Below are 14,648 nucleotides of genomic sequence, written 5' to 3' on the forward strand. Positions count from 1 at the left end.
CTGGTTTTTGTGTACGTGGTCTGCTCGCGTTGCCCTCCCTGAGAAGTGAGGACCGCCGGTTGCCGCTACTCAGTGGCCAGCCCCCGCACGAGGTGTGCGGCGCGGTTCAGTTTGTGCAAGGAAATGGTGAAAATGGCTCAGGGAACCGTTAAGTGGTTCAACGCCGACAAGGGCTTCGGCTTCATCTCCGTCGACGGTGGTGGCGCTGACGTCTTCGTGCACTTCTCCGCGATCCAGGCCAGCGGCTTCCGCAGCCTCGAGGAGAACCAGCGCGTCGAGTTCGAGATCGTCCAGGGCGCCAAGGGCCCGCAGGCCGACGCGGTTCGCCCGCTCTGATCTTCCCAAGGTGACGCCACCGGAGCCATGTGCTCCGGCGGCGCTCGTCTGACCCTGAACGGGCCGGTGTCCTACCGGCCCGTTCGTCATTCCGTCGCGCGGCGCGAGCCCGGCGGAAAGCCCATCGAGCCCCGCATCATGCCCTGTATGCGGGGCTCGATGCTGTCCTGGGCCGGGTTGCGGGATCTCCGCGGAGCGCGCTACCGTCAAAGCAAGACGTACGTACGGTTTGTGAGCTGGAGGCCCGTCATGTGGAACCCCGAGACCTACCTGCGCTTCGCCGACGACCGTGGCCGGCCCTTCCACGACCTGGTGGCCAGGGTGGCGGCCGACCGGCCCAGGCAGGTCGTCGACCTGGGCTGCGGGCCCGGCAACCTCACCGCCACGCTGACCACGCGCTGGCCGGACGCGCAGGTCAGCGGCATCGACTCGTCGCCGGAGATGATCGAGAAGGCGCTGGCAGACCAGGGCGGACCCGGGCCGGTGGCGTACCGGGTCGGTGACGTGCGCGACTACCTGCCGGGGGCCGAGGTCGACGTGATCGTCACCAACGCGGTCCTGCAGTGGGTGCCCGGCCAGGAGGAACTGGTCGGCCGCTGGGCGCGGGCGCTGCGTCCGGGCGGCTGGCTGGCGCTGCAGGTCCCCGGCAACCACGACTCCGCGGCCCACCAGGCGCTGCGCGGGCTGTGCGCATCATCACGCTGGTCGGCGCTGCTCGGGGAGATCGCCGAGCAGCCGCGCTCGGCGCCCGGCCCGCAGGAGTACGCCGCCCTGCTGCGCGCCGCCGGCTGTGCCGCCGACACGTGGGAGACCACGTACGTGCACCAGCTGCCCGTCACCGGTGGCCCGCATCCGGTGCTCATCTGGCTCACCGGCACCGCGCTGCGTCCCGTGCGGGCCGCCTTGGCCGGCGAGCCCGGCGCGTGGGAGCGGTACTGCGCCGAGCTGGAGCCGATCCTCGCCGCGGCCCACCCCGCGGACGGCGGCGTGGTCGACTTCCCGTTCCGCCGCGTCTTCGCGGTCGGCCACCGGGTCTCCTGAGTCACCGGCCGGGTCCGCCCGATCCTCCGGGCCGTGCCGCCGCGGCCGCGTGCCGCCGCGACCGGAACCGGCTGAGCGGCATCGGAAAGGTAAGGTTCCGGCATGGCTAAGGACGATCTTGCGAGTTTCGTGGCGGGGCTGCCCAAGGCCGAGCTGCACGTGCACCACGTGGGTTCGGCCTCCCCGCGCATCGTGGCCGAGCTGGCCGCCCGGCACGAGGGCCGCAGCCCGGTCCCGGCCGACCCCGCGCTGCTCGCCGAGTACTTCACCTTCACCGACTTCGCGCACTTCATCGAGGTCTACCTGAGTGTCGTGGACCTGATCCGCGACGCCGAGGACGTGCGCACGCTGACCTACGGCGTCGCCCAGGACCTGGCCGCGCAGCAGGTGCGGTACGCCGAGCTGACCGTCACGCCGTACTCCAGCGTCAACCGGGGCATCCCGGCCGAGGCGTTCTGCGAGGCCATCGAGGACGCGCGGATCGCGGCCGAGAAGGAACTCGGCCTGGTGCTGCGATGGTGCTTCGACATCCCCGGCGAGGCCGGCCTGGCCTCGGCCGAGCAGACCCTGCGCATCGCGCTTGACCAGCGCCCGGACGGCCTGATCAGCTTCGGCCTCGGCGGTCCCGAGATCGGCGTGCCCCGGCCGCAGTTCAAGCCGTACTTCGACCAGGCCCGCGCGGCCGGGCTGCGCAGCGTCCCGCACGCGGGCGAGACCACCGGCGCGCAGACCGTCTGGGACGCGATCCGCGAGCTCGGCGCGGAGCGCATCGGCCACGGCATCCACGCCGCGCAGGACCCCGAGCTGCTGGCGTACCTGGGCGAGCACGGCATCCCGCTGGAGGTGTGCCCGACCTCGAACCTGCGTACCCGGGCGGTGGCGGACCTGGCCGAGCACCCGCTCGCCGCGATCGTGGCCGCGGGCGTGCCGGTCAGCGTCAACTCCGACGACCCGCCGATGTTCGGCACCACGCTGAACAACGAGTACGTCGTCGCCGCCCGGCTGCTCGACCTCGACGCGGCGGGCGTGGCCGAACTGGCCCGCCAGGGCGTCCGCCACTCCTTCGCGAGCGAGCAGGTCAAATCCACCCTGCTCGCCGAGATCGACTCCTACGCCGCCATCGCCTGACCCCGCCCCCCAGCTGATAGACGTTGGCCTATCACATCGACTGACACGAGATCGAAGTCGATGTGATAGGCCAACGTCTATGAAAAGGCCGCGGGTCAGACCTGGTGCAGCGCCTTGACCTTGCGCCAGGTGGGGGTGTCCAGGGCGCCGGCGCGATTGGCGAACGCGGCCGTGGTGATGGTGATCGGGTCGCTGAGGTCCAGGAAGCTGTTGTGGTCGGCGTCGGCGTCCCACGACTTCGTGGCGATCTCGATGTGGTCGCGCCGGTGGCTCTGGTCCTGGCTGGTGATCTTCAGGATCTCGTACGAGCCGCCGCTTACCCGCAGCACCACGCACGGGCGTACCTTCGAGCCGGGGCCGTCCTCGTACGGAACGTCCGCCCACCAGATCTCCCCGGGCTGCGGCCCGCCGGCCGGGGCCGGCTGCTTCTTGGCGCCGGTCGGCCGGCCCGGCGGGCGCTTGCCGGCGGGGGGCTTGGGCACGGGGCGCCTGCCGGCCGTGCCGGGTGCCTGGCGCGACGTCTTGCGCCACCGCCACCAGATCGCGAGCGCCAGCACGGTGACCGAGAACAGGGTCAGGAACAGCCACATGATCGGCAGTCTAGGCGGGCTCGCCGAGCAGGGTGCAGGCCACGTCGGCGGGCACCGGCCGGGAGAACAGGAAGCCCTGGCCGTACCCGCAGCCCAGCCGGATCAGGAAGTCGCGCTGCTCGGGCGTCTCGATGCCCTCGGCGATGAGGTCGAGCGACAGGTTGCGTCCCATCAGGACGATGGTGCGCACCAGCTCGCCGCTGCGCCGGTCGGTGTCGATCTGCCAGACGAACGACCGGTCGATCTTCAGCGCGTCGATGGGCAGCCGGTGCAGCGCCTCCAATGAGGAGTACCCGGTGCCGAAGTCGTCGATGTGCAGCTGGCAGCCCAGGTCGTGCAGGGTGTGCAGGATGTCGCGGGCCGGGGCGACGTTCTCCATCACCACCCCCTCGGTGATCTCCACGGCGAGGCTGCCCGGCGGCGGCTGGTGCCGGTCCAGCGCCCCGGTGATGTCGTCGATGACGTTGCCGCTCCAGAACTGGCGGTTGGACACGTTGACCGCGACGGTCAGGCCCGGGGTGGCGATCCCGGCGGCGTACCAGGCGGCCAGCTGGCGGCAGCACTCGTCGACGACCCAGCTGCCGATGGGGATGACCAGGCCGGTCTCCTCGGCCACGGGCATGAACGCGGCCGGCGACAGCAGCCCGCGCAGCGGGTGCCGCCAGCGGATCAGCGCCTCGAAGCCCTTGGTCCGGCCCGAGCGCAGCGCCACGATCGGCTGGTAGTGCACCTCGAACTCGCCGTTGTCCAGCGCCTGGCGCAGCTCGGTCTCGATCTGCAGCCGGGTCACCGCCCTGGCGTGCATGGCCACGTCGAAGACGGCGTGGCGGCCCTTGTGCCGGGACTTGGCCGAGTACATCGCGATGTCGGCGTCGCGCAGCAGGTCCTCGGCGTTGCTGTAGCGGCGGCTGCTCATCGTGATGCCGATGCTGGCGGTCACCACCACGTCCTGGCCGTGCAGCTGGAACGGCTGCGCGAGCACCCCGTGCAGGCGCTCGGCGACCTGGGCGGGGGTGTGCGGCGCGGTCACGTCGTCGAGCAGCACCAGGAACTCGTCGCCACCGAAGCGGGCCACCGTGTCCGACTCGCGCAGCGTCGACTTGATGCGTTTGGCGACCTGTTTGAGCAGCCGGTCCCCGGCGGAGTGGCCGAGGCTGTCGTTGACCACCTTGAACCCGTCCAGGTCCAGGAACAGCACGCCGAACGGACGCCCGGTGCGCCGCCGCGACTGGCGGATCGCCTGGCGCAGCCGGTCCAGGAACAGCGAGCGGTTGGGCAGGCCGGTGAGTTCGTCGTACAGGGCCGCGATGCGCAGCTGCTCCTTCTGCCGCAGCGACTCCTTCAGCAGCGCCTGCCGGTCCAGCGCCACCGCCAGCAGCGCGGCCCACTGGTTGAACGGCTCCCGCCCGGTCGCGCCGCCGGTGGACACCGAGTCCACGACGGCCAGGAAGCCCCAGTCGCTGGCCCCGCCCTTGACCGGCACCACGAAGACGATGAGGTTGGCCGCCGGGTCGGCCAGTTCCCGCAGCCGCAGCGGGGGGAACGCGCTGACCGGCACCGACGGCTCGGCCGACGGCGGCTCGCCGGGCAGGAACCGGCCCGTGATCTCCAGCGCGGCGTCGGCCAGCGAGGGCGGCAGGCCGCCGGCCCACAGCCCGAGGCAGCCGCCCCGGACCCAGGTGCGGCGCATCCACTCCAGCCTGGCCGGCTCCCGGTGCCCGCGCAGCAGCTCCATGCCGACCTCGTACTGCGCGGTCAGCGTCTCGCGCAGCAGGGAGCTGTCCCGGAACAGCGTCCGCCCGCGCATCTCCATGAGCAGCAGCAGCACCCCGTTGGCGGGCCGGCCGTAGTCGCGGATCAGCTGCGCGATCTCGTACAGCGCCTCCGGGCGCCCGCCGGACAGCCGCAGCAGCAGCTCCAGCGCCAGCCGCACCTCCTCGCAGGCCGGCCGCCGCACGGGCGTGTCGGCCGGTGCGGGCTCGACTGCACGCGCCACCGTCGCGGCGGCGTGGACCAGATCGGCGGCGTCGGCCGGCGACAGCGAGCCGTGCACCGGCGCGACGGTCGTGGCGATCAGGTCGGCCAGGCGGCGGTGCGGCGCGGGCGGGTCGCCGTCGGAGTGGAACGCCAGGTCGCCGGTGCACCCGCAGGACTCGCGCACGATGAGCGAGGTGGGCACGAGGATGCGCGCCGGGGGTGCGGGGTCGCCGCGGATCAGGCCGAGCAGCGTGGTGACGGCCGCCCGGCCGATCATCTCCGTCGGCTGGCGCACGGTCGTCAGCCGGGGGATGAGGTACGCGCTGGAGCGCAGGTCGTCGAAGCCGATCACCGCCTGGTCGGCGGGCAGCCGGAGCCCCGCCCCGGCCAGGGTGTGCATGATGCCGGTCGCGTTCTCGTCGGTGCCCGCGATCACCGCGGTCGAGGGCATCCCGGCGGCGAGCATGCGCCCGGCGGCGTGCTCGCCGCCGTCGAACTGGTTGGTGGGCGCGGCGAACAGCAGCGCCGGGTCGGCTTCGATGCCGTGCACGGCCAGGGCCTCGCGGTAGGCCTCGTAGCGCTCGCGGATGTCGTCGGTCTCCAGCCGCCCGGCGAAGGCGATCCGGCGGTGCCCGTGGGCGACCAGGTGGTCGACGGCCTCGGTGACGCCGGTGCGGTTGTCCGGCATCACCAGCGGGTGGGCCAGGCCGGGCAGCTCGTGGCTCACCGACACGAACGGCCGCCCGCTCTGCTCGATCGAGTCGAGGTAGCGGGCCGAGACCGCCCGCAGCACCATCACGAATCCGGACACGTGCTGCCAGGCGACCGGGTACGACAGCTCCGGCGGCTCGGTGACCTCGATGTGCTCGGTGCCCGCGTCGAGGGTCTGGATCGCGATGACCCCCACGCCCGCCTCCGCCGCGGCGCGCGCGATCCCGGCCAGTACGCCGCCGTAGTACCAGCCCCCGAGGAACGGCGACAGGACCCCGAGCGTGAGGTCTGGTGTCACCTACAGACGGTACCGCGCAGACCGGTCCGCACCGGGCGAAACGGTCGTGCAGGGGCCGCTCAGGGCAGCCGCAGCACCCAGCGGTACGCCTGGACCAGCCCGGTGTCGAAGCTGGCCGCCGAACCCCACAGGAACAGCCGGAACCGGCGGTACAGCGGGTCGCCCCAGCGGCGGACCACGTCCTCACGGGCCGCGTCGAGCCGCCGTGCCCATTCCGCGCAGGTCAGGTGGTAGTTGTGCCGGTCGTCGTCGACGCTGACCAGCTCGAACGGCGAGCGGGCCACCTGGCGCAGGTACGAGTGCAGCACCAGCGGCGAGGACTTGCCCGGGTAGATGTAGCGGCTCATGAACGTCGACACCCGGTGCTTGGCCCGCATCGCCAGCGCGTCCAGGTAGACGTGCCCGCCCGGCTTGACCAGCTCGGCGTACTTGCGCAGGGTCGCGGCGTAGTTGGGCAGGTGCTCGGTCACGCCCATGTTCACGATCGCGTCGTAGCGGCGCGGCGCCTCGTAGCGCAGCAGGTGCCGGCGCACCACGGTGGCGGGCAGCTGCTCGCGGGCGAACAGGTCCGACAGGTAGCGCTCGGACTCCTGGGCCAGGGTCAGCGTGGTGACGTGCACCCCGCGCCGGGCGGCGAACTCGGCGAACGCGCCCCAGCCGCCGCCGACCTCCAGGATGTGGTCGCCGGGGGAGACCTTCAGGGCGTCGAGGGCCAGCTCCATCTTGCGGGTCATCGCGTCTTCCAGCGGCTCGTCGTCGCGGGCGAACACGCCCTGGGTGTAGCAGCGGTGCCGGGAGTCCATGAAGGTCAGGAAGAACTCGGACTCGTTGTCGTAGTGCGACGAGATCGCCCGGCGGTCGTGCTCGGCCCCGCCCATCCGCAGCGCGGGGGCGAACCGGGCCAGCCACGCGATCGGGTGCCGGTCGTGGAACATGCCGCGCACCTTGAGCGCGGCCATCAGGTCGCCCTCGATGTCGAGCCAGCCGCGCAGGTACGCCACGCCGATCTGGAACTGGTCGAGCCCGGCGAGGGCCTTCGCGCCGCGCGGGTCGCTGATCACGACGGTGAAGGCGGGGTCGCCGGAGCCCAGGACGCTGGGCGGCGTGCCGTCGCCGCTGCGGACCGCGAACGGCACCGCGGCGCGGTCGGCGAAGTAGGTCTGATAGCGACGATCGAGGGTCCTTGCCAGGTCAGCGCTCGCCATGGCGCCAATCTAACGCCGTCGAAGCCTCGGTGAAAGGAGCATGCGGATGAACCGCAGGCGGCCGGAACCGGTAACCGGCATGATCGGCGCGCCCGATAGCATGGCCGGAGCCGGACAAACCGCAGCAGAGGACTTGAGGAGATCACCGTGAGCGTTTCGATCAGCCCGCCGCAGGCCGACCCCGTCGTCGTCCGGGCCGGGACGACGGGCGCGGAGGCGATCGCCGAGGCCGGCCTGCCGGTGCACGGCCCCAAGGCGATCGTGGTGGTCCGCGACCCCGAGGGCCGCCTGCGCGACCTGGACTGGTCTCCCGCGGTCGACACCGCGGTCGAGCCGGTCGGCATCGACAGCAAGGACGGCCTCGACGTGCTGCGCCACTCCACGGCGCACGTGCTCGCCCAGGCGGTGCAGGACATCTTCCCCGAGGCGAAGCTGGGCATCGGCCCGCCGATCGACAACGGCTTCTACTACGACTTCTCGGTGGCCAAGCCGTTCCACCCGGACGACCTGGACAAGATCGAGAAGCGGATGCAGGAGATCGTCAAGTCGGGGCAGCGCTTCCAGCGCCGCCGCTTCGAGACGCTCGACGAGGCCAAGGCCGAGCTGAAGGACGAGCCGTTCAAGCTCGAACTGGTCGACATCAAGGGCGACGCGGGCGACGACGTCATGGAGGTGGGCGGCGGCGAGCTGACCATCTACGACAACCTCGACGCCAAGACCGGCGAGCGCTGCTGGGGCGACCTGTGCCGGGGCCCGCACCTGCCGTCCACCCGGCTGATCGGCGCGTTCAAGCTGATGCGCTCCGCGGCGGCGTACTGGCGCGGCTCGGAGAAGAACCCCCAGCTGCAGCGGGTGTACGGCACCGCGTGGCCGACCCGCGACCAGCTCAAGGACTACCTGAAGCTGCTGGAGGAGGCGGCCCGCCGCGACCACCGCAAGCTGGGCACCGACCTCGACCTGTTCAGCTTCCCCGACGAGATCGGCTCCGGCCTGGCCGTCTTCCACCCCAAGGGCGGTGTGATCAAGCGCGAGATGGAGGACTACGTCCGCCTGCGCCACATCGAGGAGGGCTTCCAGTACGTCGGGACGCCGCACATCACCAAGGAAGGCCTCTTCCACACCTCGGGTCACCTGCCTTACTACAAGGAGACCATGTTCCCGCCGATGGACATGGAGGGCAGCGACTACTACCTCAAGGCCATGAACTGCCCGATGCACAACCTGATCTACCGGTCGCGCGGGCGTTCCTACCGTGAGCTGCCGATCCGGCTGTTCGAGTTCGGCTCGGTGTACCGGTTCGAGAAGTCGGGCGTGATCCACGGCCTGACCCGGGTGCGCGGCTTCACCCAGGACGACTCGCACTCCTACGTCACCAAGGAGCAGGCGGCCGCCGAGATCAAGCACCTGCTGGACTTCGTGCTCGGCCTGCTCAAGGACTTCGGCATCACGGACTTCTACCTGGAGCTGTCGACCCGTGACGACAGCAAGCCGGAGAAGTTCGTCGGCTCGGAGGAGGACTGGGTCACGGCGACCGCGGTGCTGGAGCAGTGCGCCCTGGAGACCGGGCTGACCCTGGTGCCGGATCCGGGCGGCGCGGCCTTCTACGGCCCGAAGATCTCCGTGCAGGCCAAGGACGCCATCGGCCGGACCTGGCAGATGTCGACGATCCAGTACGACTTCAACCAGCCGAAGGGCTTCGAGCTGGAGTACCAGGCCGCGGACGGCACGCGCCAGCAGCCGGTCATGATCCACTGTGCCAAGTTCGGCTCGATCGAGCGCTTCATCGGCGTGCTCACCGAGCACTACGCGGGCGCGTTCCCGGCCTGGCTGGCCCCGATCCAGGTGGTCGGCATCCCGATCCGCAGCGACGACGAGGCCGGGCACACCGCCTACCTGTACGACTTCGTGGCGAAGCTGCGCAAGGCGGGCATCCGGGCCGAGGTCGACAGCTCCGACGAGCGCATGCAGAAGAAGATCCGCACCGCGCAGCAGCAGAAGATCCCGTTCATGGCCATCGTCGGTGACCAGGACCTGGCCGACGGCACGGTGTCCTTCCGCTACCGCGACGGCTCGCAGCGCAACGGCGTCAGCCTCGACGAGGCCGTCGCCCACGTGACCGAGATCGTGCGCTCCCGCGTCAACACCGGCCCGTCCGCCGCCGTGGCGGAGAACGCCGAGGCATGAGCGAGCGCAGCGAGCGAGCCGTGTCGGACTCCCGCGCTGACGACGAGCGTAGCGAGGAGGAAGCGTGAGCACTCGTACCAACGCGGCCGGGTTCGTGCTCGACACGGACCCGGCCCGGCTCGACCTCGACACCGTCGAGCGCTGGCTGGCCACCGAGAGCTACTGGGCCAACGGGCGCGAGCGCGCGGTCATCGAGCGCTCACTGGCCGGCTCCACCGTCTACGGGATCTACGCCCCGGACGGTACGCAGGTCGGCCTGCTGCGGGTGGTCACCGACGGGGCCACCTTCGCGTGGCTGTGCGACGTGTTCATCGAGGCCGCGTACCGGGGACAGGGCCTGGCCCGGTGGGCGGTGGCGGCGGTCCGCGACGACGTGCTGGCGCTCGGCGTGTACCGGATCATCCTGGCGACCGCCGACGCGCACGGCGTCTACGCCGAGGCCGGGTTCACCCCGCTGGCCGAGCCGGACCGCTGGATGCAGCTGACCACCCGGGTCATCGGCCGCCCCGACGTGCCCTTCACCGCGGCGGCGCCGGCATGAGTTCCCCGGACCCGGACGGCCTCGAACGGCTCTGGACCCCGTGGCGCATGGCGTACGTCAGCGGCGGCCCGAAGTCCACCGACTGCCCGTTCTGCGTCGCCCCGGTCGCCGACCCCGACGGGCTGGTGGTCGCGCGCGGTGAGGCCGTGTACGCGGTGCTCAACCGGTTCCCGTACAACCCGGGGCACCTGCTGATCTGCCCGTACCGGCACATCGACGACTACCCGGAGCTCGACGACGCCGAGACCGCGGAGCTGGCCGAGTTCACCAAGACGGCGATGCGGGTGGTCCGCAAGGTCTCCAACGCGCACGGGTTCAACATCGGGCTCAACCAGGGCCACGCGGCGGGCGCCGGCATCGCCGCGCACCTGCACCAGCACGTGGTGCCGCGCTGGGGCGGGGACAACAACTTCCTGCCCGTGGTCGCCCGCACCAAGGCCCTGCCGCAGCTGCTCACCGACACCCGCGACCTGCTCCGCGAGGCCTGGCCGGCCTGATCCCGGCACGGCGGCGCGCCGCGCGGGTGACCGGTGGTGTCGGACCCCCGCGGAAGGATGGTTGCCATGATTGGCACCCTGCGCACCGTCGTGCTCGACACGCCCGACATCAAGGGCCTGGCCGCTTTCTACAGCGAGCTGGCCGGCCTGGACGAGCACTACGCCGACGACGAATGGATCACGCTCAAGGCCGCCGACGGCACCCGGCTCGGCTTCCAGCACGCGCCTGACCACGTGCCGCCGCGCTGGCCCGACCCGGCATACCCGCAGCAGATGCACCTCGACCTGCGCGTGCCGGACATGGCCGCGGCCGTCGAGCACGCCGTGAAACTCGGCGCGACCCGGCTGCCCGGCGGCGGCGAGACCTTCACCGTGCTCGCCGACCCGGCCGGGCACCCGTTCTGCCTCTGCCAGGGCGAGGTGGACGGCACCGCGCTCGCCGACGTGGCGATCGACTGCACGTCCGCCGGGCCGCTCGCCCGCTTCTACAGCGAACTGCTCGGCCTGCCGGTCACCTGGGAGGGCGAGGGCGGCGCGATGATCTCCACCGAGGGGCGGCTGCCGGTGATCTTCCAGGAGATCGCCGACCACCGGGCCCCGCGGTGGCCCGACCCGGCCCACCCGCAGCAGTACCACCTGGACATCGAGGTGGCCGAGATCGCCGACGCCGAGCCGAAGGTGCTCGCCCTCGGCGCGACCCGGCTGCCCGGTCAGGGCGAGAACTGGCGGGTGTACGCCGACCCTGCCGGGCACCCGTTCTGCCTGGTCTGGTGACCTGCCGGCGAGCCCGCGCACGCCGGGCGCGGGCTCGCCGCACCGTCACGCACTGTGACGTGATCGTGCAAAGGGAACCGCGGAGGGGCCTTCGCACGTCACCATCGGCGTAGACGGCCCGTCTGCACCGCCCGGCCCCTCGGCGCGGTGGGACGGGGGACGGGGGTCCCATCATGGTTTCTCGGCGCGAGTTGGTGCGCCTGCTCGCCGCGGGCGGGGTCGGCGCGGCCGCCGCGGTCGCGGCACCGAAGGTGCGTGCCCTGTTCGGCCCGGACCGGCTGCCCCTCGACGGCGGGTACGCCCCGGCCGGCAACGAGCTGGGCTGGCACAGGGGCGCGGTGCGGGTGCTCTGGCACGTCACCACCGACAAGCCGCTGATCGCGCTGACCTTCGACGACGGCCCCGAGCCCGACTGGACGCCGCGGGTGCTCGACGCCCTCGACGCCCTCGACGCCAAGGCGACCTTCTTCGTCGTCGGCGAGCGGCTGGAACGCAACGCGGCCCTGGTCCGCGGCCGCTACGCCCGCCACGAGGTCGGCAACCACACCTGGGCGCACAAGGACCTGGCCCAGCGCGACGAGAAGCGGGTGCGCGACCAGTTGCGCCGCTGCCACGACGCCATCGCCGAGCATGTCGGCCGGCCGCCGACGCTGCTGCGCCCGCCGTGGGGCCACCTGGGCGGCAGCACGCTGACCGTCGCCGAGGAGTTCGGCTACGACGTGGTCATGTGGTCGCAGCGGATGCGCGAGAACCTGTTCGTGAAGGATCCCGGCGGCATCGTCGCCGACACGGCCGAGCAGGCCCGCCCCGGCGCGGTGATCCTCGCCCACGACGTCGGCCCCGAGGACCGGCTGGTGTGCATCGCCAACCTCAAGGGCATCGTGACCGGGCTGCGCGATCGCGGCTTCGAGCTGGTCACCGTCTCCGAGCTGCTCGCCGCCGGCCAACCCGCCACCACCGCCTGACGCCCCGCGACCACCACTCGCGAGCCGCGCCCACCCGTCCGGCGACCCGATTTTGATCGACGTTGGCCTATCTCGGCGAAAATCCGCGCCGCGGATTCGATGTGATAGGCCAACGTCGATGGCAAGGCGGGTCAGCGGGTGGGGGTGTGCTCCTTGCGGGCCTGGTCGGCTAGGTGGCCGGGCATGGGCTCGTAGCGGGCGAACTCGCGGGTGAAGGTGCCTGCGCCCGCCGTCATGGAGCGCAGGTCCACCAGGTAGCGCAGCAGCTCCACGGCGGGCACCTCGGCGCGGACCTGGGTGCGCTCGCCGCCGCCCGGGTCGGACTCCGAGCCCAGCACCCGGCCGCGGCGGCCGGACAGGTCGCTCATCACCGCGCCGACCGCGGAGTCGGGCACCGTGATGACGACCTCGTCGACCGGCTCCAGCAGCGTGATCTGCGCCTTCTCGGCGGCGTCCTTGAGGGCCATGCTGCCCGCGGTCTGGAACGCCGCGTCGGAGGAGTCGACGCTGTGCGCCTTGCCGTCCACCAGGGTCACCCGGAAGTCGACCACGGGGTAGCCGGCCACGATGCCCTTCTCGGCCTGGGCGCGTACCCCCTTCTCGACGCTGGGGATGTAGTTGTGCGGGATGGCCCCGCCGACGATCTTGTCGACGAACTCGATGCCGGTGCCGCGGGGCAGCGGCTCCAGCTGGATCGCGCAGACGGCGTACTGGCCGTGCCCGCCGGACTGCTTGACGTGGCGGCCCTGCCCGGCGGCCGGGGCCGCGAACGCCTCCCGCAGCGCCACCTTCGCCGGCTCGGTGGACAGCTCGACGCCGCCCGCGCGCAGCCGGTCGAGCACCACGTCGGCGTGCGCCTCGCCCATGCACCACAGCACCAGCTGGTGGGTCTCCGGGTTGCGCTCCAGGCGCAGCGTCGGGTCGCCCGCGACCAGCTTGGCCAGGTTCTTGGCCAGCGCGTCCTCGTCGGAGCGGGTCTTGGGCACCACGGCGACCGGCAGCAGCGGCTCGGGCATCTGCCACGGGGCCATCAGCAGCGGCCTGTCCTTGCCGGAGATGGTGTCGCCGGTCTCGGCGGCGGTCGACTTGGTGACCGCGCAGATGTCGCCGGCCACGCACTTGGCGACCTCGCGCAGGTTCGCGCCGAGCGGGGAGTAGATGTGGGTGACCCGCTCGTCGGCGTCGTGGTCGGGGTGGCCGCGCTCGGCCAGGCCGTGGCCGCTGATGTGCACGGGGGTGTCCGGGCGCAGCGTGCCGGAGAAGACGCGGACCAGGCTGACCCGGCCCACGTACGGGTCGATGGTGGTCTTGACGACCTCGGCCACCAGCGGGCCGTTCGGGTCGCAGTCCAGCGCGTCGCGCGGCGAGCCGTCGACGCCGGTGACCGCGGGCAGCGGGTGCTCCAGCGGGGTCGGGAAGGCCCGGGTGAGCAGCTCCAGCAGCGCGTCCAGGCCGACGCCGGTGTCCGCGCACACCGGCACGGCCGGGTGGAAGTGGCCGCGCGCGACGGCCTTCTCCAGATCGTCGATGAGCACCTGGGAGTCGATTACCTCGCCGGCGAGGTACCGGTCCATCAGGGTCTCGTCCTCGCTCTCGGCGATGATGCCCTCGATCAGCTCGCCGCGGGACTCCTCGATCGCGGGCAGGTGCTCCGGGTCGGGCTGGCGCACCTGGGGCGGGTAGCCGCCGGAGTAGTCGTAGACCTGCTGCGAGATGAGTCCGATCAGGCCCTCGACGGAGTGGCCGTCGTCGCCGTGCATCGGCAGGTACAGCGGCTGCACCTCCTCGCCGAAGACCCGCTGGCACAGCGCGAGGGCCTCGTCGAAGTCGGCCCTCGGGTGGTCCAGCCGGGTGATCGCCACGGCGCGCGGCATGCCGACCGCGGCGCACTCCTCCCAGAGGGTCGCCGTCGCCGCGTCCATGCCGTCCCAGGCGCTGACCACGAACAGGGCCGCGTCGGCGGCGCGCAGGCCGGCCCGCAGCTCGCCCACGAAGTCGGCGTAGCCGGGGGTGTCCAGCAGGTTGACCTTCACGCCCTGGTAGGACAGCGGCGCGCAGGCCAGGGCGACGGAGCGCTGCTGCTTGACCGCGGCCGGGTCGTGGTCGGTGACCGTGGTGCCCTCGGTGACCGAGCCCGCCCGGCCGATCGTCCCCGTGGCGGCGAGCAGCGCCTCGACCAGCGTCGTCTTGCCGCTGCCGGCGTGCCCGACCACCACCACGTTGCGCACGTCTGACGGCTGCTCGGCGACCTGCGCCGGAGCCTGTGAGACCTTCTCCTTGTCGCCGCGCGCCATGTCCGCCTCCTGTAGCCGTGTCGGTTACTGCATTGTTTCCGATCCCACACCCATCGGGCGTACGGATACAACCCCGGCGTCCGCGTGTCGCCGCTGTCGAGCGTGCC

The 14,648-nt window shown here is 72.0% G+C and carries 12 protein-coding genes; 8 read left to right on the forward strand and 4 right to left on the reverse strand.

From position 1 onward, the window contains the following. Positions 1-132: 132 nt before the first annotated feature. The 3 genes from Cco03nite_RS06615 (at position 133) to Cco03nite_RS06625 (ending at position 2,505) form a co-directional block, all read left to right on the forward strand. A complete protein-coding gene (locus Cco03nite_RS06615) occupies positions 133-336 on the forward strand; it encodes a cold-shock protein (RefSeq protein ID WP_120320032.1) in 204 nt (67 codons plus the stop codon). Between the two features lie 249 nt (positions 337-585). After that, positions 586-1,377 carry a methyltransferase domain-containing protein gene (locus Cco03nite_RS06620; RefSeq protein WP_203689789.1) on the forward strand — a complete coding sequence of 264 codons (792 nt, stop codon included), beginning with the start codon at positions 586-588 and terminating at the stop codon, positions 1,375-1,377. Positions 1,378-1,479: 102 nt separating this feature from the next. Next, entirely contained in the window at positions 1,480-2,505 is a 1,026-nt protein-coding gene (locus Cco03nite_RS06625; protein WP_203689791.1) for an adenosine deaminase, read from the forward strand. A 95-nt stretch (positions 2,506-2,600) separates the two neighbouring features. Here Cco03nite_RS06625 and Cco03nite_RS06630 read toward each other — a convergent pair whose 3' ends face one another. The 3 genes from Cco03nite_RS06630 to Cco03nite_RS06640 are packed head-to-tail and all read right to left on the reverse strand — an operon-like array spanning position 2,601 to position 7,286. Next, positions 2,601-3,095 (reverse strand): type II toxin-antitoxin system PemK/MazF family toxin, encoded by a 495-nt coding sequence (locus tag Cco03nite_RS06630; protein WP_203689793.1) that lies wholly within the window; start codon positions 3,093-3,095, stop codon positions 2,601-2,603. Positions 3,096-3,105: 10 nt separating this feature from the next. Further along, entirely contained in the window at positions 3,106-6,081 is a 2,976-nt protein-coding gene (locus Cco03nite_RS06635; RefSeq protein WP_203689795.1) for an EAL domain-containing protein, read from the reverse strand. Positions 6,082-6,140: 59 nt separating this feature from the next. Further along, positions 6,141-7,286, reverse strand: coding sequence for a class I SAM-dependent methyltransferase (locus Cco03nite_RS06640; RefSeq protein WP_203689797.1), 1,146 nt, complete (start codon positions 7,284-7,286; stop codon positions 6,141-6,143). 147 nt (positions 7,287-7,433) lie between these two features. On the opposite strand from Cco03nite_RS06640, the gene thrS reads away from it, so the two are divergent. From thrS to Cco03nite_RS06665, 5 genes are all read left to right on the forward strand, one after another. Continuing rightward, complete coding sequence (gene thrS / locus Cco03nite_RS06645) at positions 7,434-9,470, forward strand: threonine--tRNA ligase (protein ID WP_203689799.1); 2,037 nt, start codon at positions 7,434-7,436, stop codon at positions 9,468-9,470. A 64-nt stretch (positions 9,471-9,534) separates the two neighbouring features. Then, on the forward strand, positions 9,535-10,011 hold the full coding sequence (locus Cco03nite_RS06650; RefSeq protein WP_203689801.1) for a GNAT family N-acetyltransferase: 477 nt from the start codon (positions 9,535-9,537) through the stop codon (positions 10,009-10,011). After that, entirely contained in the window at positions 10,008-10,508 is a 501-nt protein-coding gene (locus tag Cco03nite_RS06655) for an HIT family protein (protein WP_203689803.1), read from the forward strand. Before Cco03nite_RS06650 ends, Cco03nite_RS06655 begins: the two co-directional genes overlap by 4 nt. A 66-nt stretch (positions 10,509-10,574) precedes the next feature. Then, positions 10,575-11,282, forward strand: a complete 708-nt coding sequence (locus Cco03nite_RS06660) for a VOC family protein (protein WP_203689805.1) — start codon at positions 10,575-10,577, stop codon at positions 11,280-11,282. Between the two features lie 173 nt (positions 11,283-11,455). After that, positions 11,456-12,247 (forward strand): polysaccharide deacetylase family protein, encoded by a 792-nt coding sequence (locus Cco03nite_RS06665; protein WP_203689807.1) that lies wholly within the window; start codon positions 11,456-11,458, stop codon positions 12,245-12,247. Positions 12,248-12,378: 131 nt separating this feature from the next. On the opposite strand, the gene Cco03nite_RS06670 is transcribed toward Cco03nite_RS06665, so the two are convergent. After that, the gene (locus Cco03nite_RS06670; RefSeq protein ID WP_203689809.1) at positions 12,379-14,541 is read right to left on the reverse strand and encodes an elongation factor G-like protein EF-G2; all 2,163 of its coding nucleotides are present in this window, start codon (positions 14,539-14,541) and stop codon (positions 12,379-12,381) included. Between the last annotated feature and the right edge of the window lie 107 nt (positions 14,542-14,648).

Origin of the sequence: Catellatospora coxensis (assembly GCF_016862635.1) — a bacterium.
In the GTDB taxonomy this organism is placed as follows: Bacteria; Actinomycetota; Actinomycetes; order Mycobacteriales; family Micromonosporaceae; genus Catellatospora; species Catellatospora coxensis.